Genomic DNA, 24,868 nt, shown 5'->3' with positions numbered 1-24,868 from the left:
ATAATAAAAGATAAAAAATAAGGAGGCTATTATGGGTTATATTGGTGTAGAACAAGCTATAAAAGAACTTCAAGAAGGTAAGATGTTAGTTATGGTAGATGCTGAAGATAGAGAAAACGAAGGAGATTTAATTTTTCCAGCAGAATTTAGCACTAAAGAAAAAGTTAATTTTGCTATTACATATGCAAGAGGTGTAGTGTGTGTGGCTTTAAGCGAAGTATTAGCAAAAAAATTTGAGCTTCCTTTAATGGTACCTAAAAATACTTCTAATCATGAAACAGCTTTTACTATAACTGTAGATGCCAAAGAAGCAACCACAGGAGTTAGCGCTTATGAAAGAAATATGACAATTCAAATTTTTGCAAATGATAATTCAAATGCACAAGATTTTGTACGTCCTGGACATATAAATCCTCTTATAGCCAAAAAAGGTGGAGTTTTAGAAAGAACAGGACATACAGAAGGAACAGTGGATTTATGTCGTTTGGCAGGATTAAAAGAAGCTTGTGTAATATGTGAAATCACCAAAGATAATGGAGATATGGCTAGAAGAAGTGATCTGCTTGAATTTTGCAAAAAACATGGTATTAATATGATTACAATTGCAGATTTAATCGAATATCGCTTAAAAAACGAAAGTTTAATTTCTCTTATAAAAGAGGAAAAAAGTATTCTAGCAGGTTTTGAAGCCAAGAAAATGATTTTTAAAGATCACAATAATAATGAACATATAGCATTTAGTTTTGGTTCCTTAAAAGAATGTGAGAATGTGAAATTTTATCTTAGTGGAAGCGACTTTGAACTCTTAACCTCTAATAAATTTAATGAACTATTAAATCAAATTAAATTTTTAAGCCAAGAAGGCGGAGTAATAATTTTTATGAAAAATGAAAAACAAGGGAGTATTCAATTTAAAAATTATGGCATAGGTGCTCAAATTTTAAGGTATTTAAAAATCTCAAAAATCAAACTTCTAAGTCAAAATACTGATAAAGAATTTATAGGTTTAAAAGGTTTTGGACTTGATATTATAAGCAATAATTTTAAAGTTTAAATTCTAAAAATTTAAATTTATCACCAAAACCAAACATCAAATTTTTACTTTGCTTAATAAAGTTTTTATAAATCTGCGGATGAGTGCTTTTAGCTTGTTTAATAATCTCTTCTAAACCAAAATCAATTAAAACTTGATTTTGGTTTTTATGTTTTACAATTTCAAAACCTTTTTCTTTTAAAACTTGCATAAAGTGTTCAAAATTTACATTATAAGTAATATCACTTTTAGCATAAAAATCTTTTAAATTCTCTTTAAACAAATCAAATACTTGATGTTTTTTAAACATTCTGATACTAAATTTTTCTTCCTTCTTAGCATAATCAAAACATACAAAAGTTAGTTTTTTACAAGCTTGTTTTAACTCATCTAAAAAAGATTTATATTCTATGCATAATTCAGAATTATAAATATTATACTTTTCACATTCTTTTAAAAGATCTTCACCCATAGGCTTAAAAACTATATTTAAATCATTATCAACATATGCCATAGTTTTATTTTTTACAAGCTCACACGCAAAACAGTCAAACAATTCATTAGCGTAAAAAAAAGCATTTTTAAAATGACATTCTTTTAAAGAATTATGAATTTTAACATCTAATTCATACTCATCAAAAAGTTTTTTTTGTATATTTCTTAATTTTTCATGTGGCTCTATGATATAACACTCAATCTGCCCTAAAACATCAGCTCTAAGTGTATATAGAGCTTGTATGAAATCAAGCATTAAATGCCCTTCGTTTGCCCCTATTTCTACAACTTCAACCGGCAAAGTTAGCTTTTTATCATCTATAAGTTTTAAAAAATAATTAGCTAATAACACTCCAAAAAGATTTCCCACGCTAACTACAGTATAAAAATCACCATTTTTACCAACACTCACAGCTTGTGAGTAGTATTTATCAGTCCAATTTTTAAAGAACTCACTAAAAGTTATCATTGCAAAGCATTAAATTTAGCTATAAAATCAAGTGGATCAACTTGTATGCCATTAATTAAAATTCCAAAATGCAAATGTGGCCCAGTCACCCTGCCACTAGCCCCGCTTAAACCTACAAGATCACCTTTTTTTATTTTTTGTCCTACTATTACATTAAGTTTTGATAGATGATAATATTGTGAATAAATTCCATATCCATGATCAATTACCACTGAATTTCCAGCATAGTAACGGTTTGAAGCAATCCTTACAATACCATCGTTACTTGCATAAATCTTTGTCCCAGTTGTCGCTCTAAAATCAGTTCCACTATGATAGCTTTTTAAACTATCATTAAATAATCTTGCCTTTCCAAAATCACTAGTGATTTTACTTTCTAAAGGATATATAAATTTTCCATCAAATAAAGCAGTATCGGTATAAGTGTTATAAATTTTAACAGCTTGATTGTATTCTTTACTAATACGCTCAAGAACTTCTTTAGGTGGATTTACTTTAGAAGCACTCACTTTTAAAAATTCTTTTTGATAACTTCCTTCGCTAAATTTTATATTGATTTCTTCTTTAGAATTATCTCTAAACTCAGCTATTAATTTTCTATCTTTAGGATTTTTATAAGGCATAGCTATACTAACAATAATTTTATTTTTATACTCAAAAGAAGGAAGATTTTTAGAATTTGAACTAATTTGTAAAAATTTATCTTTATCAAATTCTAAAAAAACTACTTGTCCTTTTACAAGATCAATTTCTCTAGCTTCTAAAACAAAAATAAAAAAACATAGAAAAAAAAGAATTTTTCTCATAAACTAAGCTCTTTAATATCAGCAATTTTTAAAAACTCACAATAAATTACACACACCAAAGCTTGACGATTATTTTTGATATTTTCATCTTTATCATTAATCATCACTTTATCAAAAAAAGCATCAATTTGTGGTTTCAGTGCAAAAAGACTTTCTAAAAGCTCTTGAGTATTATTTTCTTTTGTTTTGCACTGCATAAATGCTTGATATAAATCTTTTTCTTCTTGAGTGCTAAATAAATTTTCATTAATTTGAGTTTTACTTAACACTGCAATATTTGCCAAACGCTTAAAAGTAGCAAAATTTTGATTAAAATCTACCTTATTTGCACTTTGTATTAAAGCTTTTATACAAGAATCAATATAAACAATATCATAATTTTTCGAGCTAAGCACAGCTTTAACAAAAGAAGCATTTACTTCATAAAAAGTATATAAACGCTCTAAAATAAAATTTAATAAATTTTGAAGATCAAAGCTTTTATATTCACTAGCTATTGCTTCTAAAAATATCTTAAGATCAAAATTTTTATTTAAAGCTAAAATAATTTTTAAAACACCATTTGCCGCTCTTCTTAAAGCATAAGGATCTTTTGTACCACTTGGGATTTTCCCCATTGAAAAAAGCCCCATGAGTGTATCAAATTTATAAGCTAAAGCTACAATAGAACTGAATTCATTACTTGGCATAGCTGAATTATCACCATTTGGAAGGTATTGTTCTTTAATCGCCAAAGCAAGCTCATCGCTCATACCCATAGCCTTAGCATAATAAGATCCCATAATACCTTGAAGATCAGTAAATTCATACACCATTTGAGTACTTAGATCAGCTTTTGAGTATTCTATGGCTTTTAAAATTTCATCTTTTTGAGTATTAGCAAAAACCTCACAAAGCTTAGTAGCGATTTTTTGTTCTCTAATAATTTTATCTTTTAAGGTTCCAAGACCTTCAAGATACACCATATGACTTATTTTATCATTATTTAAGCCCTGCGCTAAGTCATTTTTCCAAAAAAACATCGCATCACTTAATCTCGCTCTTAAAACTCTTTCATTTCCATTAATGATTTTAGAATAATCCTCACAAACAGCATTAGAAACTACAATAAAATGATTACTTAACATATTGTTTTTAAATACTGCAAAATAGCGTTGGTTTTCTCTCATAGAAGTGATGATTACCTCGCTTGGGATTTCTAAATACTCTTTTTCAAAACGTCCTAACAATGCTTTTGGATACTCTGTGATAGCTACAACTTCAGCTAAAAGCTCATCATCTTCTGCAATAGTAATATCATTTTCTTTTTCAAGTGTTTTTAATTGCTCTATAATGAGTTTTTTTCTTTGTGCTTGATCTAAAATAATATAATTTTGTTCTAAAATTTTAAAATACTCATCAATATTTGCAAAAGGTATTAAATCATAACTAACACTTCTATGCACAAAAGTACTTTTTGCACTTTTAACACCATAGCTTTCAAATTCAATTAATTCATCATTTAAAATACAACAAAGCGAACGAATAGCTCTGATAAATTCAAAGCTACCATCGCCCCATCTCATAGTTTTACCAAAACTCAAGCTTTTTAAGAATGATTCTATCATTTGTGCTAAAACTGCTTTGCTCTGCAAGCCTTGCACTTGCTTTTGACAATACAATACCTCCTTACCCTTAATTTCTTTAAATTCAAGCTCTTCCTCTTTTAAACCACTTTTTTCTAAAAAATTAAGTCCTGCTTGAGTAAGTTTTCCATCTTTATAAGCTATCGCCCTAGGTGCGCCTATAAATTCCACAAAAGAATCATCTTGTTTTTCTTTAAAATTTTCATGGATAAAAACCAATCTTCTAGGAGTATAGAAAAATTTAAATTCAGATTCTAAATGGTACTCTTGTAAAATCTTTTCCCATTTTTTAGTAATATTTGGAAGTTTTTTTAATAAAGGAATAGCAGGAAGCTCTTCTGTGCCTATTTCTATTAACAATTTCATTTTACACTCTTTTTTAAAAATTTTTTAGTGTATTTTACCTATTTTTTTTAAAATCTTTCTTTGTTTTTAATTTTTCTTCTTTTTGTTTGGCTTTTTCTTGCATTTGGCGGTTAAAGCCAAACACAAGAAAAACCATAAAAGTTATAAATAAGACAATAATAATATAATCTATCATTAGTCCCAACACTCTGCGTTTTTAATACCAAGCTTTGAAGCGCTAAACACTGGATCTCTACCTTGTCTTTTTTGCTCGCTAAAGTCTTTTAATACCTTTTTCACTATACCACCAAGCAATAAAATAGAAATGATATTAATCGTAGCCATAAACGCCATAGTGGTATCAGCTAAATCCCATGCAAATTTTAAATCCATATTTGCACCAATAAAAATCATAAGCACAGCACTTGCTTTAAAAAGATTAATAATAATAGGATTTTGAGTGAGGTATTTAATATTTGCTTGAGCATAATAATAATTTCCAATCAAAGAAGTAATAGCAAATAAAACTATACTAACAGTGGTAAAATGTACTCCTAAATTTCCATAATATTCTTTCATAGATTCTTGTACTAAAGGTAGAGCTGTTAAAATAGGCTTACCATCTACTCCAATGTTGTTTGCATAAGCAAGAGAAAATAATACTAAAAATCCTGAACTTGTACAAATAATCACATCGATTAATACAGAAAATGCTTGAATAACTCCTTGTTTTGCAGGGTGGGTTGTAAGAGCTGAAGCTGCTGCATTTGGTGCTGAACCCATACCAGCTTCATTAGAAAACAATCCTCTTTTTATACCTATGACTAAAGCAGAGCCTGCAAATCCACCAAAAATAGCTTCAAAATCAAAAGCACTTTTAAATACCATAGAAAAAACTTCAGGAATTTTTTCAAAATTCATAAACATCGCTATGATGGATAAACCAATATAAATCATCGCCATAATAGGAACGATAATAGAACTTGCCTTACCTATTTTAGTATGATCACCAAAAAACATATAGGCAGCAAAAATCGCTAAAATAGCTCCAATTACAATAGGCCACCAACTTTGCGCAAAACTTACTTCGCTAGTATCAACCATACCTTTATAGTAAAACTCAAAAGCTGAAGTCATAGTCTGGCTTTGAAGCCCATTAAATCCATAAGCATAAGTGATGATTAAAATCACAGCAAAAATAGCTCCAAGCCATTTTAAATTTAAAGCTTTACTAATATAATATGCAGGACCACCCTTAAAACTTTTACCATCACGGCTTTTATAAACTTGTGCTAAAGTGCTTTCCGCAAAAGCCGATGCACCACCAAAAAATGCCATAGCCCACATCCAAAATAAAGCTCCAGGTCCACCTAATACAACTGCTACTGCAATACCTGCAATATTTCCTATACCTACTCTTGATGCTGTTGAAATCATCAAAGCCTGAAAAGGAGTAATATGGTGTTTTTCATGCTTTTCTTGTTTTTCTGTTAATATATCAAATACATAAGGAAGCATTCTAAACTGTACAAAACCTGTTAAATAACTATAATAAAATCCCGTAATAATAAGTAAAACTACTAAAATAGAATAATACTGATTATTTACAAAGCCAATAAATTGGGATATTAAATCCATATTTATCTCCTTTTTATAATTTTCAAATATAAATTTATCATAAAAAAATGAATTTGTCATAAAAAAATATAATTTTATATTAAATTTATTTTATTTTTTAAAGCTATGTGTAAATTTAACTTATAATATATAATAAATACATCAAAAACATATTCAAATACTTTAAGTAAAAAGAAAACTTAATTTTTATACACTTAGATTTTTAAATTTAACTAAGGTGTTTAAATTGAAACAAAATACAATGAAGTTTTTTATGTTTTTTACTATTATTGTTTTTTGGGCTTATTTTTCATTTCCAATCGAAATTTTACAAGTTAAAGATCAAAATGGACTATCTACTGGAGAATATGCTTATACTATAGAAGCTAAATCTTATATACATAGCTATTTCACAACACTTGGCTTAACAATAGGTGGAATTTCAATAGGCATAATTCTTGGATTTTTCTTAGCTTTTTTAAGATTTTTAGAAATTAAAAGTTTAAATTTTATTATAGATGAATATATAGATATTATACGCGGAACTCCTTTGCTTTTACAGCTTTTAATTTTTTCAGTAGTGATTTTTGCTACTTGGAGTGATAATTTTTATGTAGCTATTATTGCTCTTGGGCTTAATAGTTCAGCTTATGTTGCTGAAATCGTAAGAAGTGGAATTCAAAGTGTTGACAAAGGACAAATGGAAGCAGCAAGAGCTATGGGACTTAGCTATTCAAGTTCAATGAGAATGATAATTTTTCCGCAAGCTATTAAAAATATCTTACCTTCACTAATGAACGAATTTATTTCTTTGTTTAAAGAAACTTCCATAGTTGGTTATATTAGTGTTATGGATATTACTATGCAAAGTAAAAGTTTACAAGCAATTTACTATAATCCTAAGCCTATTATTTTTACAGGACTTGTATATTATGTGAGTGTAAAATTTTTAACACTTATTGCTAGATTTATAGAAGTGAGATTAAACAAACATGATTAAAATTGAAAATTTAATTAAAAAATACGGCGAATTAGAAGTTTTAAAAGACATTAGCGTTAAAATAAATAAGGGCGATATAATAGCTATTATAGGTCCTAGTGGTGGCGGAAAAAGTACTTTTTTACGATGTTTAAATAAGCTTGAAACACCAGATAGTGGCAATATTTATATTAATGATACAAATATACTTGACAAAAAAACAGATATAAATAAAATTCGTCAAAAAGTAAGCATGGTATTTCAGCATTTTAATCTTTTTAACAATAAAAATGTATTAGAAAATTTATGTTTAGCACCAGTACAAACTAAAATCATGAGCAAAGAGCAAGCGATAAAAAAAGCAAGGGAATTACTAAAAAAAGTTGGTTTAAGTGATAAAGAAAATTATTTTCCTCACAAGCTTTCAGGCGGACAAAAACAACGCATTGCTATAGCAAGATCTTTAATGATGAATCCTGATGTAATTTTATTTGATGAGCCAACTTCAGCACTAGATCCTGAAATGATAGGTGAAGTTTTAAATATTATGAAAGAAGTTGCAAAAGATGGCATTACTATGCTTGTAGTTACTCATGAAATGGGCTTTGCTAGAAATGTAGCAAACAGAATTTTCTTTATGGATAAAGGTATTATAGTGGTAGATGAATGCCCTAAAATGACATTTGAAAATCCAAAAAATGAGAGGCTGAAAGAATTTTTAAATCAAGTTTTAAACCATTAGTTTTTTTTAAAAGAATAGAAATTTTGCCTTAATGCTTCATAACTTACTATACCTACACTAGTAGCCAAATTTAAACTCCTACCACAATCTTTCATAGGTATAGTAATAGTATTTTCCCATTTTCTTTGCATAAGATCCATAGGTAAACCAAAACTCTCGCTTCCAAAAAATAAAAAATCATTTTTTTGATAATTCACATCAAAATAAGCTTGATTAGTTTTAGTTGTTGCAAAGAAAAATCTATCTTGAAATTTTTCATTTTCTTGTAAAAAATCTTCTAGACTATTCCATAACAAAGGATTTAGTTTTTTCCAATAGTCAAGCCCTGCTCTTTTAACTGCTTTTTCATCAATACTAAAAAGAGGGTTAATAATATGTAAAGTAAAACCTGCATTAAAACACATTCTGCCTATACTTCCAGTATTTTGTGGTATGCGTGGCTCGACCAAAACTATATGAAACATAAATGTCCTTTGGTGTCCCCAGCAAGGTTTGAACTTGCGGCCTCAGAATTAGGAATTCTGCGCTCTATCCAGCTGAGCTATGAGGACAAATATAACTTTGATATTTTAATTAAAATTTATTTTATAAAACTTAAATTTTTAACTCTATAAAAAAACATTTTGGGTTTTCTTCAAAACCCAAAATTCCATTATGTGCATCAATAATTTGTTTGGATAAAGAAAGCCCTAAACCATTCCCTTTTAATTTTGTTGTTTTAAAAGCCTCAAAAACCATTTTTTTATCTTTAATTTGGACGCCATTATCATATACTTTAATAAAAATCTTATCTTCTCCTTGTTCGCATTTTATCTTTATTTGTCCATGCTCATTTTCGCTTTCTTCGATAGCATCAATAGCATTGTATAATAAATTTTGCAAAACCAAAGCTAACAAAGACTTATCAGCACTAATTTTAAAATCTAAAAAATCAAAATTAAAATCAATGTTTGCTGTATAATTATATGCACCAATAGCTTGTTCACACTCATCTTGCAACTCTAACAAATTAAAATTATTTAAATTTATATGCACGCCTTTTGTAAATAATAAGGTGGAATTTACTATACGTTCAACTCTAGATATTGCTTTTTGAATTTCTAAAACTATGTGTTTATTTTTTAATTCACTTCTTTCAAACAAAGTTGAACTTAAAAGTGAAATTGAACCTATGGGGTTTCTTATTTCATGTGCTAAATGTGCCGCAACTGTACCCATGCTAGCAAGTCTTTCATTTCTTTTTTCATCACTAATATCAGTAGCACTAACTATTAATTTATCAATATGTGAAGTTACTTTTATTAAATAAAATTTATGGTCAAATTCGAGTTCATAATGAGTTTTTTCAAGGTCAATATTTTCTATAAGCTTTGGCTGTTGCTTAGCAAGATTATTTTGTAAAGTTATTTTTTTATTAGCATCTAAAATCCATAAAGCCATAGGCAATACTTCTACAACTTCATCCATAGTACGCGTTAAGGAAATATAATTTTCACTAAGTTGCTTATATTCATTTTCTATAACATAAGTTTGCTCTATTAAAATTTTAAGACCTCTTTGTAAATCTTCTTTTTCACTAGAATCTAAACTTTTTAAAATATTTTCATCCATTTTGCTAAGCCTCAATTAAAAAAATAAAATCATCTAAAGTATATAAAAGCAAATTATGCTCCTTTTTTAAAAGAAGTTCTTTACTAAAACCATTTTTTGAAAATAAAACATATAGATTAGGTTGAATTTTAAGCTGTTTTGCTTTATTTTTTAAAATGTTTAATATATTTTTACAAATCTTTCTTTCTTTAAATTTAGCTTCTCCTAAAACACAAAATTTATCTTTATGATAATAAAGATCTATTTCACAATAATAATTCCAAAAGCTATATACTCGCTCTACTTTAAGTTTCTTTGCCAAAAATTCTTTACACAATAACTCAAAAACAAAACTCTGATAGTTTTCTAAATTATTTTTTATAATTTCTAGTACTTTATCGTATTTTTTTTCAACTATTAAATTTAAATTAGGATAAATAAAATAAAAATAAAATCTTAAACCTTGATTTTTAAAAATTAATTTATCTTGAATACTATAAGATCTTAATTCTTTTTTAACTTTTTGCCTTTTATTTTTTATGATGGGTTTTTCTTGACTTTTTTCTAATATTAAAATATTTTTTTTCAAAAGTTTATTAACAATTCCCAAAGCTTGATAGTGTGGAATAGATTTATTAATAGAATATCGTTTTCTATCATTTTTACTTAAAACACTTAAAGCTTTCAATGCATTTTCATCTAAATTTAAATAATCTAAAATATCAAAAGCTTGTAAAATAAAAACATTTAAAATATTATCATACAAACTTAATTCATAATTAAAACTAAAATTATCAAATACACTATAAAAATCAAAAAGCTCTTTAATACTCAAATTTTTTGTATATTTTGAAAAATCACTAAAATTTATAATCATATCCTTATTTAAACATATTGTATGATATAATTTTAACAAATTTTGAGGATATTTATTGAAAATTGAAGAGTTAAAAAAAGATATTATTTTAAAAAAAGGTATATATTATTTTGATTTTACAGCAAGTGCTTTAGCATTAAAAAGTATAGAAAAAAAAATTAAAAGAGTTCTCACGACTTATGCTAACACACATTCAGATAGTTCTTTAAATTCTTTTATTACTCAGCAATACTATGAAAATGCAAGAAAAAATTTAAAAAACTATTTAGAAGTTGATGATAGTTTTGCTTTAATATCTTGTGGAAGTGGATCTTCAGCGGCAATAAAAAAATTTCAAGAACTTCTAGGATTATACATACCACCTTTAGTTAAACAAAAATATTTTCAATATATTGATAAAAAAACATTACCTTTGGTAATTGTTGGTCCATACGAACACCATTCCAATGAACTTTCATTTAGAGAAGCACTATGTGAGTGTATACGAGTTCCTTTGGATATAAATGGTACAATAGATTTTATGTTTTTAGAAAAATTACTACAAAAATCTAAAAATAGACAAATTATAGCAAGCTTTAATGCAGCATCAAATGTAACGGGAATTTTAAGTGATTATAAAAAAATCTACTCTTTAATTAAACAATACAATGGTATAGTTGCTTTTGATGTTTCTTCTTTGGCTCCTTATGCAAATTTAAATCCTAAATTTTACGATGCAGTATTTATCAGTCCTCATAAATTACTTGGCGGTGTAGGATCTTGTGGCTTACTTGTTATTAAAAAAGCTTTATGCGGAAACACTCCTAGTTTTGCTGCAGGTGGAACAGTTGGCTATGTATCAAGAACTTCTCAGCAATATTTATGTGAAATTGAAAACCTTGAAGAAGGTGGAACACCAGGAATTATTCAGCTTATTAGAGCAAGCTTGGCTTTTAAAGTACGCAATGAAATAGGTTTAAAAATTATAGAAAAAAAAGAAAAGGAATTATGTTTATATTTTTTTGAGCAATGTAAAATTATTCCAAAAATGAATTTATACGCAAAAAATATCACTCATAGATTACCTATTTTTGCTTTTAATATAGAAGGTATTTCTCCTTTTGATCTAGCTTATAAACTTAGCAAAACATATAAAATTGAAACAAGAGCAGGTTGTGCTTGTGCTGGACCTTATGGACATGATTTATTAAATTTAAAAGATAATCAAGAATTAAAATTTAAACCAGGGTGGTTAAGAGTTGGATTTCACTATATACATACAAAAGAAGATATTGATTATTTTTTTAAAGCCTTGAGGGCAAGCATCAAGGCTTTAAGTTAGTTATTGCAAATCGTATTTTTCTACGATTTTTTGATAAGTTCCATCGGCTTTAACTTTTTCTAAACCAGCATTAATTTTTTGAACAAGTTCAACTTGTTTTCCTTTATCAAAAGCTACACAAAAACCTGAGCTTCCATCGTTTTCTTCTAAAAATGCTTCTAATTCTTCATTAGTTTTTAAATAACCTTTACCAATATCTTTATCTGTTAAAACCGCATCTATTTTGCCAGCTTTTAAAGCCAAAATTGCTGCTAGCATTTCCTCGCTAGCTACTACTTGAGCATTTGGAATAGTCTTAGCTGCACTTTCTTGAATAGTTCCAAGTTGAACACCTATTTTTTTACCTTCTAAACTTTGTTTATTACTAACACTAGAATCTGTTTTTAATTTTAAATATAAATTTTTAGTATTAAAATATGTATTACTAAAATCCATACTTGTTAATCTTTGTGGTGTTGAGCTCATAGCAGAAGCTATCATATCAATCTTCCCAGCTTTTAAAGCAGGAATTAAACCATCAAAACTCATGTTTATCCACTCAAGTTTTAAATTTTCTCTTTTAGCAATTTCTTCTAGTAAATCCACATCAAAGCCTGTTACATTCCCATCCTTTAAAAAATCAAACGGAGGGTAATTAGCTGCAATACCTACTTTTATAACTTCACTACTTTGCTTATTATTGCTACACGCACCTAAACATAAAACACTAAATACCATCAATAATACATAAAAAAAATTTTTCATTTTAATCCTTTAAATTATATTTAACCAAGAATTTTTCTAAAGTACCATCATTTTTCATTTCTTCTAAATATTGATTAACTTTAGAAATTAAATCTTTAAATTCATTTTTTCTAAATGCTATACCAAAACCTTCACTTCCATCTTCTTCTTCATAAAAAACATTTATATTGGGATATTGTTTAAGAAAATTCATTGCACTAGCTTTATCTGTAACTATTGCATCAATTTTTTTACTATCTAGATTTAAAAAGCAATTCAACATATTCTCATTAGCTACTACTTTTGCATCTAAGATTTGTTTTGCTGCATTTTCTTGAATAGAACCTAATAACACACAAATATTTTTTGATTTTAAATCATCTTTTTGTAAAAAATCATTATCTTTGTGTTTTAAATATACATTTTTATCTTTAAAATAAGAAATGCTAAAATCTACATTTTGTGCTCTTTGAGAAGTAATTCCCATGGAAGAAATAATAAGATCAATTTTTCTACCCATTAAAGCTGGAATGAGTGCATCATAACTCATATTAACAAACTCTATTTTTAAATTAGCTCTTTTTGCAAGTTCTTCAATAATATCCACATCAAAACCACTAAGTTTTCCATCTTGTATAAATTCATATGGAGGATAACTCGCTTCTATACCAACTTTTAAAATTTCACTTTGATTATTAACTTGTTTTGAACAAGCACCTAATATTAATAAACTAAACAACGCTAAAACAACATATATTTTTTTCATTATCATCTCCTAAGGATTAAATTAATAAAAGTTACAATGTGTTTAAACGCCTATACTTTTTCATTGACACTCCTTAATTTTGGTAAATTTACTTGCAAATTATATCAAAAAAAATATATTTTTATAACTTAAAGACAAATGAAAAATTACAATATAAAGTATAAACCACTTAATGTTTCTTATCATTTTTCACATCAACAAATAAATCTTTATAATAATTAACAAATATACCTAAATATTCTTATCAAAAGCACTATTATAAAATATTTTCTATAATATATACAACTCAAGCAATTATAAAAACTCGTTTTTGAAATTTTGTTTTATATTTTTAGACTTTTTTACTCTTAAATTAAATACATTGAAGTTTTAAAAAAATATATCTACTTGTATAAAAAACAAAGGAGTGCTTTCACCACAAAAAGACGATTTACAGCTTCTTCAAAAATTACTTTCGAGTGTTTTTCAAAAACTGAATCACTAATTTCAAAACCTCTATAGGCAGGTAAACAATGAAGTAAAATAGCATCATCATTTGCTTGCTTCATTGCATCATCATCAATAATAAAACCATTAAAATCTTTTAATTTATTTTCTTTCTCACTCTCTTCACCCATAGAAATCCAAGTATCAGTAATAACTACATCTTTATTTTTCAAAGCATCAAATTTACTATGAAATAAAGAAATTTTTGCTCCTGAAATTTTTGATTTTTTTACAGCAAAATCCCAAATTTTAGTATTAATATTATAATTTTTTGGTATAGCTATACTCATTTCATAACCTAAAATTGCAGAAGCTATAAGCCAAGAGTTGCATACATTATTACTATCTCCTACGAAAGCAATTTTTACATTATTATCTTTTTCTTTACCCCACTCTTTAATAGTTAATAGATCTCCTAAAATTTGGGTCGGATGATAAAAATCGCTTAAAGCATTAATAACTGGAGCTTTAGAATATTTAGCAAATTCTACTAAGCTATCATGACTTTTTACTCTCATCATTACAAAATCAACCATAGAACCGATAACCCTAGCTGTGTCTTTAATAGGCTCACCTCTACCAAGTTGTAAATCATTACTATTTAAAAATATAGCTTTTCCACCAAGTTCTGTAATTGCAAGTTCAAAAGCCATTCTAGTGCGTGTAGAATTTTTTTCAAAAATCATTGCTAATGTTTTATCTTGTAATAGTTTTTTTGGGTTTATTTTAAGTTCACTAGCGTGATTAATAATAGTTAAAATATCTTCTTTAGAATAATCCATCAATGTTAAAAAATGCTTCATTTTATACTCTCCATCTACAAATACTAAAAATTAATTAATGTAATTATATTTTAAATTTTTGTAAAATACTTATAATTTAGTATTTTTATATATAAAATACTAATAATTTAAAGTTATATTTTCACTTTTTTACTAATCATTAAAACATATCCTATACCAAGACAAATAGACCACATAGAGCTACCACCATAACTCAAAAGTGGAACAGCCACACCCTTCAAAGGAGTTAATGATATAATACCGAAAGCATTCATAAAAAAAGAAAATAATAATAATAAAGCAATACCTGAACAAAATAAGAAATGAACTTTATTTTCACATCTTCCAGCAATTCTGAAAATTCTAAGTATCACGAGTAAATAAATAAAACAAACTGCACTTAAACCAAGCAAACCAATTTCTTCTGTTATACCAGATAATACAAAATCTGTGTGAACTTCACTTAAAAAACCCAATTTAAATGTCCCAAGTCCCAAACCTTCTCCAAAAAATCCACCATGAGCTATAGCATTTAAACTATGCGAAATTTGATATGGCTCTGAATTGTGATTCACTCTTAAAACATTAGCTATCCAATCAGGGAATAATGGCAAAAAAGCATCTTGAATATTCCCCCACCAAGCAGCAATACGTTGAATTCTTCTTTGATTACTTAAAATAACCAACACACCTATCATTCCAACAATAACTACTCCAAAAGCAAAAAGTCTTTTACTAGCTCCAGCGAAAAAAGCTAAAGCAAAAACTAAAAAAAAAGAAATAACACTTTGTCCTAGATCGTTTTGTGTCATATAAATATAACCAATTATAATAGCTGCTAGTATAAAATATGGAATTAAAATTAAAATTTCATGTTTAATGGCTTTCTTACCATCATCAATTCTTCTTGTATAAGACCATGCAAGAAAATAAATCAATCCTATTTTAAAAAATTCAACAGGAGATATAGAAAGAGGTCCTAGTCTTATCCATCTTTGTGCACCACCTGCAGCTGTTGCTAAAAAAGTTGGTAAAAAGGGTAAAACAACAACACATAAAAATGCAATAATTAAAACACTTATCATTAAATAATGGGCTTGCTTGCTATCTGGATCAAGTCTTGAAATTAAATATATTATTCCAATACCACTTAATCCAAAAAAAAGCTGCCTAATAAAAAAATGAAATTCATTATATTCTAAATAAAGTACAGTAAAAGCACTCAATGAATAAGAAAAAAGTATTCCTATAGCAATTAAAATACAACATAAAAAAAATAATTTTCTATCAGCAACCAATTTTTTTCCTAAAGCTCATATGAAAAATTAATTTTAATAAATTGCAACTTAAAATGATGTTATTTTATCAAACATTATTTTTGTATAAAGATTTTAAACTTTCATATGCAAGTTGAATTTTTTCAAATTCTTCACGACAATATGCTTGTTCGGTTTTACTTTTTTCTTGATGGCGATCAGGATGATAAATTTTTACTAGGTTAAGATAATTTTGTCTAATTGTGGCAAAATCATCATTATTATTACATCCTAGAGTTTGAAAATAATTTTCAAAAAGCTTTGCTAATGCATTAAATTTCCAACTCGTTTTAGATTTATTCTTCATTTTATTTCTAAACTCCAAAAGCTGAGCTTCATTAATTGTAAAATCTATGCAATATTTCAAATGTTCATTTACACTAGCTAAAATTTCTAAAAGGTTTAAAGTATTATCATTCTTATATTCTACAGAAAAAATACAATTTTTTTCATCATAAAAGCTTTTGTGGTCTTTAAAATATTGTTCTAAATATACAGCAAATAATTTTTCATTAGAACTTAAAGTAACTAAGATATTTTTTTGAGAAAAACCTATCTTAGCAAAAATAATTGGCTTTAGAGTATTAGCTTGAGCTAAATTAAGCTTAAATGTTTTGTAATGGGCAAAAGCAAGATTATCAATTTGATTTCCTGTATCTTTTTTATATTTATGATTTACAAGTTTTAAAAAATATCTTCTTTGAGGAATTTCATTTTCTACAAAAAAAGATAAAGTTTTATTTTTATTTCCTATAACCTTTGAGAAATTTTTACGAATAAGACCTTGAAAATATTTAAACATTATAAAATCATCAGTATTAACACTAACAGATTCCAAAGTTTGCACTACTTGCATAAAAACCCTCTTATCAAAGTTAACTCCATAAAAACGCCTGTTCATTTAAAGCACTAGTATGTTTTAAAATTTCATTTGGACTATAATCGGCTTTATAAGACAAAGATTGACACTTCTTTACAAAATAACCCAAATAAATATATTTTAGTTTTTTTAATTGTGCAAGTTTAATTTCAGTTAGAAGTGAATATTTGCCTAAACTTAAATGCAAAAAATCAGGATCATAAAAACAATATACACTAGAAATTCCATCTTCTAAAATATCAATCAAATCTACACAAACTAGCTTATTATCAACATAAAAATCCAACTCATATCCAAAAGTTCCCGCATTATCTACATACAAATTATAATATTTTCTAAAATTTAAATCATAAATTTTCCAATTTTTTTTATCCTTTTGATAGTAGTGATATTTTTCATAAAGTAGTAAATGCTCATCACTCAAAGATGGTTTTTGTAAAATAATTTTAGTAGTAGTATTTTTTTTCAAAACCCTACGGCAGCTTCTACTAAAATGGAATTTTTCCACTAATATACGTAAATTTTGACATTCATTACAACCATTACAAATTGGTCTTGAAAAATATGAACCAAAACGCCTCCATCCCCTAGATACTAACTCTTGATTTAATGCTTTATTTATATACGAAATATAATTATATTCATTTCTGCAAAATTTATCTTCAAGATAAGGACATTCTTCTTCTAAAGTACAAAAACCAATAATATTATTCATTAGATTTTTTTATATTGTTATTTTTTACATAATCCATAAATTCATTTGCTAAACGCTCTTCTTTTAAAAACATATTTTCAAATTCTTGCTCTTGTTTTTTATCTTCATTTTGCCTAACTAAATCTTTTTGCATAGCATCTAAGTCAGTATTTTTCATACCGACTCCACTTTTACTTGCTTTAGCCTTTTCTTTTTTTATTTGACCTTGTTCTTTTTGAAGCACTTTTTTTATATCTTTTAATTCATCTAAAAAACTCATGATTGTCTACTTTCTTTTATCTTTTGTAAAGCTGCAGCTATAGCAGCAATTACCTCTTCTTTGTTTTCTTGGTGCCTATCCTCTGTTTTTTCTAAAAGCTCTTCCATATGTGTTTCTATAAAAGAAGTATCAAAATATCCTCTTCTAAATTCTCTTATCTTGGTAATTGCAATCAAAAATGGCACGGTAGTCCTAATATCATCAATCACAAATTCTTTCAGAGCTCTCTCAAGTCTATTAACCGCACTATCATAACTAGAACCTTTAACAATTAACTTTGCAAGCAAAGAATCATAATATGGTGGAACCGTATAATCTTTATACAAATGGCTATCAACTCTAACAGAAGGACCTAATGCTGGAAAATATTCTGTAATTTTTCCTGGATTTGGAATAAAATTCTTCCATACATTTTCTGCTGTAATTCTAGCTTCTATTGCAAAACCTCTAGGTTTAATATCACTTTGCTCAAGATCTAAAATTTCTCCATTTGCTATACGAATTTGTCGTGTAATAAGATCAATTCCTGTGATTTCTTCCGTGATCGGATGTTCTACTTGAATTCTTGTATTCATCTCCATAAAATAAAATCTATTATAATCATCAAGTAAAAATTCAACCGTTCCAACATTTGTATAACCCACAGCTTTTGCAGCAGCAACTGCAGTAACACCTATGGTTTTTCTTAACTTATCTGAAATACTTGGACAAGGTGCTATTTCAATAATTTTTTGATGTCTTCTTTGAATAGAACAATCTCTTTCACAAAGATGTATGATATTGCCATAATTATCTGCTAAAATTTGAAACTCAATATGTCTTGGATTAATGACATATTTTTCCATAAATACCTCATCATTTTTAAAAAAGCTAAGTGCTTCTCTTTTACAAGCTTCAAAAGATTTTTCTAAATCTTCTTCTTTATGAACAACGCGTATACCTCTACCACCACCACCACCACTTGCTTTTAAAATTACAGGATAGCCTATTTTTAAAGCTTGTAGTTTAATTTCTTCTAAGGTGCAATGATTTAACTTTTCAGTTCCAGGAACAACAGGAATTCCATTTTTTTTCATCAAATATCTTGCAATATTTTTATTTCCCATTTTACGAATTACATCAGATCTTGGCCCTATAAAAACAATTCCTGCTTCTTCACACTCTTTTGCAAATTCATAATTTTCACTTAAAAATCCATATCCAGGATGTATTGCATCAGCACCACAAGCTTTCGCAATTTCAACTATTCTTTTGCTATCTAAATAACCTCTTATAGCATCAGTTCCTATCCTATATGCCTCATCAGCAACTTTTACATGTAAACATTCATAATCAGGCTCAGTATAAATAGCGACACTTTTTATGTGCAAATCTCTACAAGCACGAATTACTCTTACTGCAATCTCACCTCTATTAGCTATTAAAATCTTATGAATCATCACTTTGCCTTGTTCTAAATTAACAAAAGAAGATTAGCATAAAAATATAAAATTTCTATAAAATTGCTTTTTTGTTTAATTTAAGATTTTTTTGATAGAATTACTTTTCATTATTTTTTGCGCCCATAGCTCAGCTGGATAGAGCATTTGATTGCGGTTCAAAAGGTCAGAGGTTCGAATCCTCTTGGGCGTACCACTTTTTCTTTTTTGTAGAAAATTCATCTAAATCCAATTCTTTTTTATCTTTAAACTGATACCATAAAAATAGAACAAAAAATATACTTATAATTATACCTAAAACATAGTAAGTGCCATATTCATTTTCAGATAAAAATAAATTTTTAGTGTTCATCCCAAAAAAACCAACAATAAGATTTAAAGGTAAAAAAATTGCTGACATAATACTTAAAAAATAGATATTTTTATTAATTTTTTCACTTCTTGCTGTATTTATATAAGTATAAATTCCTTCTAATCTTGATATATTATCTTTAATATTTCTTTCTAAAATCCCTAAATTTAAAATTATCGTTTTTAAATTTTTCTTTATAAAATGTTGCTTACTATGACAAATTTTACAAGCTTCTAAAACAGAAGAAATAATTTTATAACTTTTAACAAGTTTTACTTTTAAAATAAAATATTTTGTAAGAAAATTTTTGACTTTTTTGTTTTCTAAAATCAACTCTTCTCTTTTTTCTATAGATAAATTTATGGTATTATTTTTGTCTTTTTCTTCTTGTAGAATATCTTTTAAAATTTTTACAAATTCTGTATTAGAAAATACCTTTAACTCATCATCTTTATATTCAAAAATTTGATTATTCTTAAAAACAAAAATATTTTTAGAACTTTTAGTAATATCTAGCATAAAGATATCAAAATCTTCAAATTCATAATAAGCATTTGATATATTAATATTGCTAATAGTTTGTTTTAAAATATCACTTAACATATTCTTTGCCTATAAAATTCTTTTTTAAAATTTTCAAATTCATCTTTAATAATAGCTTTACGTATTTGCTTAACTAAATTCAAATAATAATGCAAATTATGAATACTTGCTAATCTAAAAAATGTTAGTTCCTTAGCTTTAAACAAGTGATTTAAATAAGCTCTTGAAAAATTTCTACAAGTATAGCAAGAACATTTTAAATCTATAGGACTATGATCTGTTACAAATTCAGCTTTTTTAATATTAAATTTACCAAAACTCGTAAATAAAGTGCCATTTCTTGCATTTCTAGTTGGCATAACACAATCAAACATATCTACTCCTCTTGCCACATTTTCCACTAAATCTTCAGGTGTACCAACCCCCATTAAGTATCTAGGACGATTGTTATCTATATAAGGCATCATAGCTTCAACCGTATCATACATTGCCTTGTTTTCTTCTCCTACGCTTAATCCACCTATAGCAAGTCCATCAAAATCCATCTCGCAAAGTGCTTGAGAACAAATTTTTCTAGCTTCAAAATCAGTCCCACCTTGGATAATACCAAAAATATTTTGCCCTATTCCCACTCCTTGACTTTGTTTTAATTTATGATAATCAATGGCTTCTTTTGCCCATTTTATAGTGCGTTTTAAAGAAAGCTCTATCCTTTCTTTACTTGCAGGTAAGGCCACTAAATCATCCAAAATCATCATAATATCTGAATTAAAATCATATTGTGCATCTAAAACACTTTGCGGAGTAAAATAATGCAAACTCCCATCAATATGACTTTTAAATTGTATGCCTTTTTTATCAGGTTTTGAATTTTTACTTAAAGAAAAAGCTTGAAAGCCTCCACTATCTGTCAAAAAAGAACCATTAAATTTGCTAAAACCATGCAAGCCACCCATTTGTTTAACCACTTTAGAACCTGGTCTTAAATACAAATGATAAGTATTTGCTAAAATGATTTTTGCATTTAAAATTTCACTCATATCAATAGCATCTAAGCTTTTAATCGCAGCCAAAGTTCCAACTGGCATAAAAATAGGAGTTAAAATTTCACTATGTGTAGTTTTTATACGGCAAGCCCTAGCATTTGCACTTTTATATTGAACTTCAAATTCCATTGATTTTCCTATATTTTTTGCATAATCATACCAAAGACTTACTTATAAGTTTTTTGAAAGAAAGCCTGTTTTTAGCAGATTTAAAAAATTAGTAGTTTTTTACAAATTCAACGATTTTCTCACAACCTTCAATGATATCTTTTTCATTAGTTGCATAAGAAAGTCTAAAGTACCCTTCCATGCCAAAACCAACACCTGGTACCAAAGCTACTTTTTGCTCCTCTAATAATCTTTTACAAAATCTCATAGAATCACTATCAACTTCTTTACAAGAGATAAATAAATAAAAAGCTCCTTGTGGAATTTGTTCTAATTTTAATTTATCACTTTTGGCTAAAATTTCACAAGCTAATTCTCTACGCTTTAAAAAGGCTTGTCTCATCATTTCAATATCACCATCTGCTTTTCCAAGCAAAGCTGGTAAAGCTGCATGTTGGATGATTGAGCAAATGTTTGAAGTACTTTGGCCTTGTAATTTTTTAACAGCATTATTAAACTCGCTCATTTTACTTGCCATATAGCCAAAACGCCATCCTGGCATAGCACCACATTTACTAAGACCATTAATACTTACAGTTTTATTTAAAGCATCTTCACTAACTTGTGCAAAAGCACAAAATTCTCCATCATAGACTAATTTTTCATAAATTTCATCACTTAAAACTACGATTTTAGTTCCTTCTAAAACCCTAGCTAAAGCAGTTATTTCTTCTTTAGAATATATAGCTCCTGTAGGATTTGATGGAGAATTAAACATAAAAACTTTTGTTTTTGGAGTAATAGCTTGTTTTAATTGATCAGGAGTGATTTTAAAGCCATTTTTTGCTTTACCTTCAATAAATACAGGAGTTCCACCTGCAAATTTTACCATTTCAGGATAACTCACCCAATAAGGGCTTGGTATAATGACTTCATCTCCCTCTTCAACCAAACATTCAATTGCCATAAACAATGAATGCTTAGCACCAACATTAGTAATAATCTCGCTTGCTTTATATTCTAAATTATTATCATTTTTAAATTTATATTGTATGGCTTCTATAACTTCTTTTATACCCACAACAGGTGTATAAGCCCCACAGCCTTTTTCAATAGCCTCAATTGCTGCTTTTTTAATGATTTCTGGAGTATCAAAATCAGGCTCTCCTGCTGAAAAACTAATAACCTTTTCTCCGTTTGCTTTCAATGTCTTAGCTATATCAGTCATTACTAAAGTTAGGGATTCTCCTAAATTTTGAGATCTTTGGCTTAACATTTTATATCCTTTTATTATTCTCATCAAATTTTACTTTTGATTATTGTTACAATTTGGAGCTTAAAAAGTTCTACGAATAAAATTAAGAATATATATTTTTAAAAATTTGTGTAAAAAATATACATTTTTTACACATAAAAAATTTTATATTGTTTCTTTGGGTAATTATTCCAAAGCTTCTATATCACTTTCATTATGGTGAATAAAACGACCATCTTTTTCTATTGTTTCAACTAAACGACCAACTCTTTCCCATCTTACTTTTTTATTATCATCCCATGAAAAATAAATAAACCAAGGTTGACCAACTATATATTTATAATCTACACTTCCCCAAAATCTACTATCACTGGAATGATCACGATTATCACCCATCATAAAATATTCATTTTCAGGTACTTTATAATAATATGCATTAAATCCATAAATATTATTTATGCCCAGCTCATCAAAAGAAATAGGCTTCATTGCAAACTGCCCTAAATTCAAGTAGCGAAAAAATACACTTTCAATATCTACCCTAGAATCATAATGAATTCCTTTTTCCACAAAAGGTTCTTTTACAAAAAGTTTCCCACCTATGATTTTTGTTTTATTAGGATAATAATCCTTCATATATTCATCACCTTCAATCATACGCACATATAAAGTTTTATTTGCAAAAACTATCTCATCACCACCCTTAGCTACACATCTTTTTACATAATGAATTTTTGGCTCATGAGGGTATCTAAATACAACAATATCCCCTCTTTTTGGACCTTCTCCGCTTACTAAATGTCCGTTTTTATTAAAATCAGGTAAAATAGGAATTTCTACCCAAGGAATATGTGGAGTTGGTATACCATAAGAAAATTTCTTTACAAATAAAAAATCACCTACTAATAAAGTATTTTTCATAGAGCCACTTGGTATAGTAAAAGCTTGAATAAAGAAAAATATAACCAATAGAACAATAACTAAAGTTCCTGTCCAAGATTGCGTAAATTTATAAAATTTCTTTAAAAAATTCATTTTTTAATCCTATTTTTAGCTGATTTAATTGTATTTTCTAAAAGCACTGCAATAGTCATAGGACCTACTCCACCAGGAACTGGTGTGATAAAGCTAGCTTTTTTACTAACATTTTCATAATCTACATCACCCACTATCTTACCATCTACCCTATTAATCCCCACATCAACCACAACTACACCATCTTTTACCATATCTTCTTTTAAGAGATTTGGACAACCTGCTGCTACAATAATAATATCCGCATTTTTTGTATAGGCTTTTAAATCTCTTGTGTAAATATGACAAATACTTACACTAGCATTGGCATTAAGTAAAAGAGTTGCCATAGGACGACCAACTATATTAGAAGCACCTATTATAACTACATTTGCCCCTTGCAATGCTATACCATAATGATTTAAAATTTTCATTACACCTAAAGGAGTACAAGGTAAAAATCCACCTTTTAAATTCAGATTTAAAATTCCTACATTAAAAGGATGAAAACCATCTACATCTTTATTAAAATTAATACTTTCTAAAACTATATCTTTATTAATATGCAATGGCAAAGGAAGTTGTACTAAAATTCCATCTACACTATCATCATAGTTTAAAGTATTAATTAAAGCTAAAAGTTCATTTTGAGTTGTATTTACATCCAATCTATAAACCAAAGATTTTATTCCACATTGTTCGCAAGCTCTTGCTTTAGAATTTACATAAGTACTACTCGCTGAATCTTCACCTACTAAAATCACAGCTAAACACGGTTCTATACTTTGAGATTTAAGTACTAGAACTTCTTGTTTTAGGTTGTTTTTAATCTCATCACTTAACTTTTTGCCATCTAAAAGTATCATTTCTTTCCTTGATTTATAGCTTTATTTAACTTAAAAAATTGTATCATAATAAAACTTCTTTTTTGTTAAAGGTAATAAATGAAAATTATATTATTTTTATTTTTAATTTTTTATGGTGTTTGGGCTGAAGATTTTATTTCTCCTAAAGAATACCAAGAATCCCTTTATCAAAATCCAAGAGGTATAAGTTGTGCTAAATGCCATGGTAATGGAAATCAACAAACACTTGGTTTTTACACCAAGAATGGAGAAAAAATTCCTTTTATTATTCCAAGTATTAAAAACACAAATTATAAACGCTTTAGAGAAATTTTGTTCCAGCCTCAAGAATCAAAAAGTATTATGCCAACTTATTCTTTAACCGAACAAGAAATCAAATCACTGTATGATTATGTAACAAACAATAAAAAGGAGTAAAT

The 24,868-nt window shown here is 27.5% G+C and carries 25 protein-coding genes and 2 tRNA genes; 6 read left to right on the top strand and 21 right to left on the bottom strand.

Annotated features, from left to right (window positions below; genetic code table 11):
• Positions 1-31: 31 nt before the first annotated feature.
• Positions 32-1,054, top strand: coding sequence for a bifunctional 3,4-dihydroxy-2-butanone 4-phosphate synthase/GTP cyclohydrolase II (locus CAQ16704_RS03210; RefSeq protein WP_039666847.1), 1,023 nt, complete (start codon positions 32-34; stop codon positions 1,052-1,054).
• Here the strand turns inward: CAQ16704_RS03210 and CAQ16704_RS03205 are convergent.
• The 4 genes from CAQ16704_RS03205 to CAQ16704_RS03190 form a co-directional block, all read right to left on the bottom strand.
• A complete protein-coding gene (locus CAQ16704_RS03205) occupies positions 1,044-1,994 on the bottom strand; it encodes an SAM-dependent methyltransferase (RefSeq protein WP_039667711.1) in 951 nt (316 codons plus the stop codon). The genes CAQ16704_RS03210 and CAQ16704_RS03205 overlap by 11 nt on opposite strands.
• On the bottom strand, positions 1,994-2,803 hold the full coding sequence (locus CAQ16704_RS03200; protein WP_039666846.1) for a M23 family metallopeptidase: 810 nt from the start codon (positions 2,801-2,803) through the stop codon (positions 1,994-1,996). The genes CAQ16704_RS03205 and CAQ16704_RS03200 overlap by 1 nt, the downstream gene beginning before the upstream one ends.
• Positions 2,800-4,794: a glycine--tRNA ligase subunit beta gene (gene glyS, locus CAQ16704_RS03195; RefSeq protein WP_039666845.1), complete on the bottom strand. Its 1,995-nt coding sequence runs from the start codon at positions 4,792-4,794 to the stop codon at positions 2,800-2,802. Before glyS ends, CAQ16704_RS03200 begins: the two co-directional genes overlap by 4 nt.
• Positions 4,795-4,968: 174 nt before the next feature.
• Complete coding sequence (locus tag CAQ16704_RS03190; protein WP_039666844.1) at positions 4,969-6,411, bottom strand: alanine/glycine:cation symporter family protein; 1,443 nt, start codon at positions 6,409-6,411, stop codon at positions 4,969-4,971.
• 241 nt (positions 6,412-6,652) lie between these two features.
• On the opposite strand from CAQ16704_RS03190, the gene CAQ16704_RS03185 reads away from it, so the two are divergent.
• Entirely contained in the window at positions 6,653-7,390 is a 738-nt protein-coding gene (locus tag CAQ16704_RS03185; RefSeq protein WP_039667710.1) for an amino acid ABC transporter permease, read from the top strand.
• Positions 7,383-8,111 (top strand): amino acid ABC transporter ATP-binding protein, encoded by a 729-nt coding sequence (locus CAQ16704_RS03180; RefSeq protein WP_039666843.1) that lies wholly within the window; start codon positions 7,383-7,385, stop codon positions 8,109-8,111. The genes CAQ16704_RS03185 and CAQ16704_RS03180 overlap by 8 nt, the downstream gene beginning before the upstream one ends.
• Here the strand turns inward: CAQ16704_RS03180 and CAQ16704_RS03175 are convergent.
• The 4 genes from CAQ16704_RS03175 to CAQ16704_RS03160 form a co-directional block, all read right to left on the bottom strand.
• On the bottom strand, positions 8,108-8,575 hold the full coding sequence (locus CAQ16704_RS03175) for a tRNA (cytidine(34)-2'-O)-methyltransferase (protein ID WP_039666842.1): 468 nt from the start codon (positions 8,573-8,575) through the stop codon (positions 8,108-8,110). The genes CAQ16704_RS03180 and CAQ16704_RS03175 overlap by 4 nt on opposite strands.
• 10 nt (positions 8,576-8,585) lie before the next feature.
• Positions 8,586-8,662: transfer RNA gene (locus CAQ16704_RS03170), tRNA-Arg, on the bottom strand.
• A gap of 43 nt (positions 8,663-8,705) precedes the next feature.
• A complete protein-coding gene (locus tag CAQ16704_RS03165; protein ID WP_039666841.1) occupies positions 8,706-9,722 on the bottom strand; it encodes a fla regulon two-component system sensor histidine kinase FlgS in 1,017 nt (338 codons plus the stop codon).
• A gap of 4 nt (positions 9,723-9,726) precedes the next feature.
• The gene (locus CAQ16704_RS03160; protein ID WP_082020050.1) at positions 9,727-10,578 is read right to left on the bottom strand and encodes a DUF234 domain-containing protein; all 852 of its coding nucleotides are present in this window, start codon (positions 10,576-10,578) and stop codon (positions 9,727-9,729) included.
• Positions 10,579-10,633: 55 nt separating this feature from the next.
• Here CAQ16704_RS03160 and CAQ16704_RS03155 point away from each other — a divergent pair, with 55 nt between their 5' ends.
• Positions 10,634-11,899 carry a cysteine sulfinate desulfinase gene (locus tag CAQ16704_RS03155; protein ID WP_039666840.1) on the top strand — a complete coding sequence of 422 codons (1,266 nt, stop codon included), beginning with the start codon at positions 10,634-10,636 and terminating at the stop codon, positions 11,897-11,899.
• On the opposite strand, the gene CAQ16704_RS03150 is transcribed toward CAQ16704_RS03155, so the two are convergent.
• The 8 genes from CAQ16704_RS03150 to CAQ16704_RS03115 form a co-directional block, all read right to left on the bottom strand.
• A complete protein-coding gene (locus CAQ16704_RS03150) occupies positions 11,900-12,643 on the bottom strand; it encodes an amino acid ABC transporter, permease/substrate-binding lipoprotein (RefSeq protein ID WP_039666839.1) in 744 nt (247 codons plus the stop codon).
• Position 12,644: 1 nt separating this feature from the next.
• Entirely contained in the window at positions 12,645-13,388 is a 744-nt protein-coding gene (locus CAQ16704_RS03145; RefSeq protein WP_039666838.1) for a transporter substrate-binding domain-containing protein, read from the bottom strand.
• Positions 13,389-13,771: 383 nt separating this feature from the next.
• Positions 13,772-14,677, bottom strand: coding sequence for an ornithine carbamoyltransferase (gene argF / locus CAQ16704_RS03140; protein WP_039666837.1), 906 nt, complete (start codon positions 14,675-14,677; stop codon positions 13,772-13,774).
• Between the two features lie 113 nt (positions 14,678-14,790).
• On the bottom strand, positions 14,791-15,954 hold the full coding sequence (gene ftsW, locus CAQ16704_RS03135; protein WP_039666836.1) for a putative lipid II flippase FtsW: 1,164 nt from the start codon (positions 15,952-15,954) through the stop codon (positions 14,791-14,793).
• 67 nt (positions 15,955-16,021) lie between these two features.
• A complete protein-coding gene (locus CAQ16704_RS03130) occupies positions 16,022-16,828 on the bottom strand; it encodes an adenylosuccinate lyase (RefSeq protein WP_039666835.1) in 807 nt (268 codons plus the stop codon).
• A 19-nt stretch (positions 16,829-16,847) separates the two neighbouring features.
• Positions 16,848-17,567, bottom strand: a complete 720-nt coding sequence (locus tag CAQ16704_RS03125; RefSeq protein WP_039666834.1) for an arginyltransferase — start codon at positions 17,565-17,567, stop codon at positions 16,848-16,850.
• Positions 17,560-17,826 carry a hypothetical protein gene (locus CAQ16704_RS03120; protein ID WP_039666833.1) on the bottom strand — a complete coding sequence of 89 codons (267 nt, stop codon included), beginning with the start codon at positions 17,824-17,826 and terminating at the stop codon, positions 17,560-17,562. Before CAQ16704_RS03120 ends, CAQ16704_RS03125 begins: the two co-directional genes overlap by 8 nt.
• Positions 17,823-19,265 (bottom strand): acetyl-CoA carboxylase subunit A, encoded by a 1,443-nt coding sequence (locus tag CAQ16704_RS03115; RefSeq protein ID WP_039666832.1) that lies wholly within the window; start codon positions 19,263-19,265, stop codon positions 17,823-17,825. The genes CAQ16704_RS03120 and CAQ16704_RS03115 overlap by 4 nt, the downstream gene beginning before the upstream one ends.
• A gap of 119 nt (positions 19,266-19,384) precedes the next feature.
• Here CAQ16704_RS03115 and CAQ16704_RS03110 point away from each other — a divergent pair.
• Positions 19,385-19,461, top strand: a tRNA-Arg gene (locus tag CAQ16704_RS03110).
• On the opposite strand, the gene CAQ16704_RS08145 is transcribed toward CAQ16704_RS03110, so the two are convergent.
• The 5 genes from CAQ16704_RS08145 to folD form a co-directional block, all read right to left on the bottom strand.
• Entirely contained in the window at positions 19,432-20,220 is a 789-nt protein-coding gene (locus tag CAQ16704_RS08145) for a CorA family divalent cation transporter (RefSeq protein ID WP_082020049.1), read from the bottom strand. The genes CAQ16704_RS03110 and CAQ16704_RS08145 overlap by 30 nt on opposite strands.
• Positions 20,214-21,335 (bottom strand): tRNA guanosine(34) transglycosylase Tgt, encoded by a 1,122-nt coding sequence (tgt, locus tag CAQ16704_RS03105; protein ID WP_039666831.1) that lies wholly within the window; start codon positions 21,333-21,335, stop codon positions 20,214-20,216. Before tgt ends, CAQ16704_RS08145 begins: the two co-directional genes overlap by 7 nt.
• Positions 21,336-21,423: 88 nt before the next feature.
• Entirely contained in the window at positions 21,424-22,590 is a 1,167-nt protein-coding gene (locus CAQ16704_RS03100) for a pyridoxal phosphate-dependent aminotransferase (protein WP_039666830.1), read from the bottom strand.
• 165 nt (positions 22,591-22,755) lie between these two features.
• Positions 22,756-23,604 (bottom strand): signal peptidase I, encoded by an 849-nt coding sequence (lepB, locus tag CAQ16704_RS03095; protein ID WP_039666829.1) that lies wholly within the window; start codon positions 23,602-23,604, stop codon positions 22,756-22,758.
• Complete coding sequence (folD, locus tag CAQ16704_RS03090) at positions 23,601-24,449, bottom strand: bifunctional methylenetetrahydrofolate dehydrogenase/methenyltetrahydrofolate cyclohydrolase FolD (RefSeq protein WP_039666828.1); 849 nt, start codon at positions 24,447-24,449, stop codon at positions 23,601-23,603. The genes lepB and folD overlap by 4 nt, the downstream gene beginning before the upstream one ends.
• 78 nt (positions 24,450-24,527) lie before the next feature.
• On the opposite strand from folD, the gene CAQ16704_RS03085 reads away from it, so the two are divergent.
• Entirely contained in the window at positions 24,528-24,866 is a 339-nt protein-coding gene (locus tag CAQ16704_RS03085) for a hypothetical protein (protein WP_039666827.1), read from the top strand.
• Positions 24,867-24,868: the final 2 nt, after the last annotated feature.

Source organism: Campylobacter sp. RM16704 (assembly GCF_000816245.1).
Taxonomy (GTDB): domain Bacteria; phylum Campylobacterota; class Campylobacteria; order Campylobacterales; family Campylobacteraceae; genus Campylobacter_D.
This window is presented reverse-complemented; position numbering and strand designations above follow the sequence as displayed.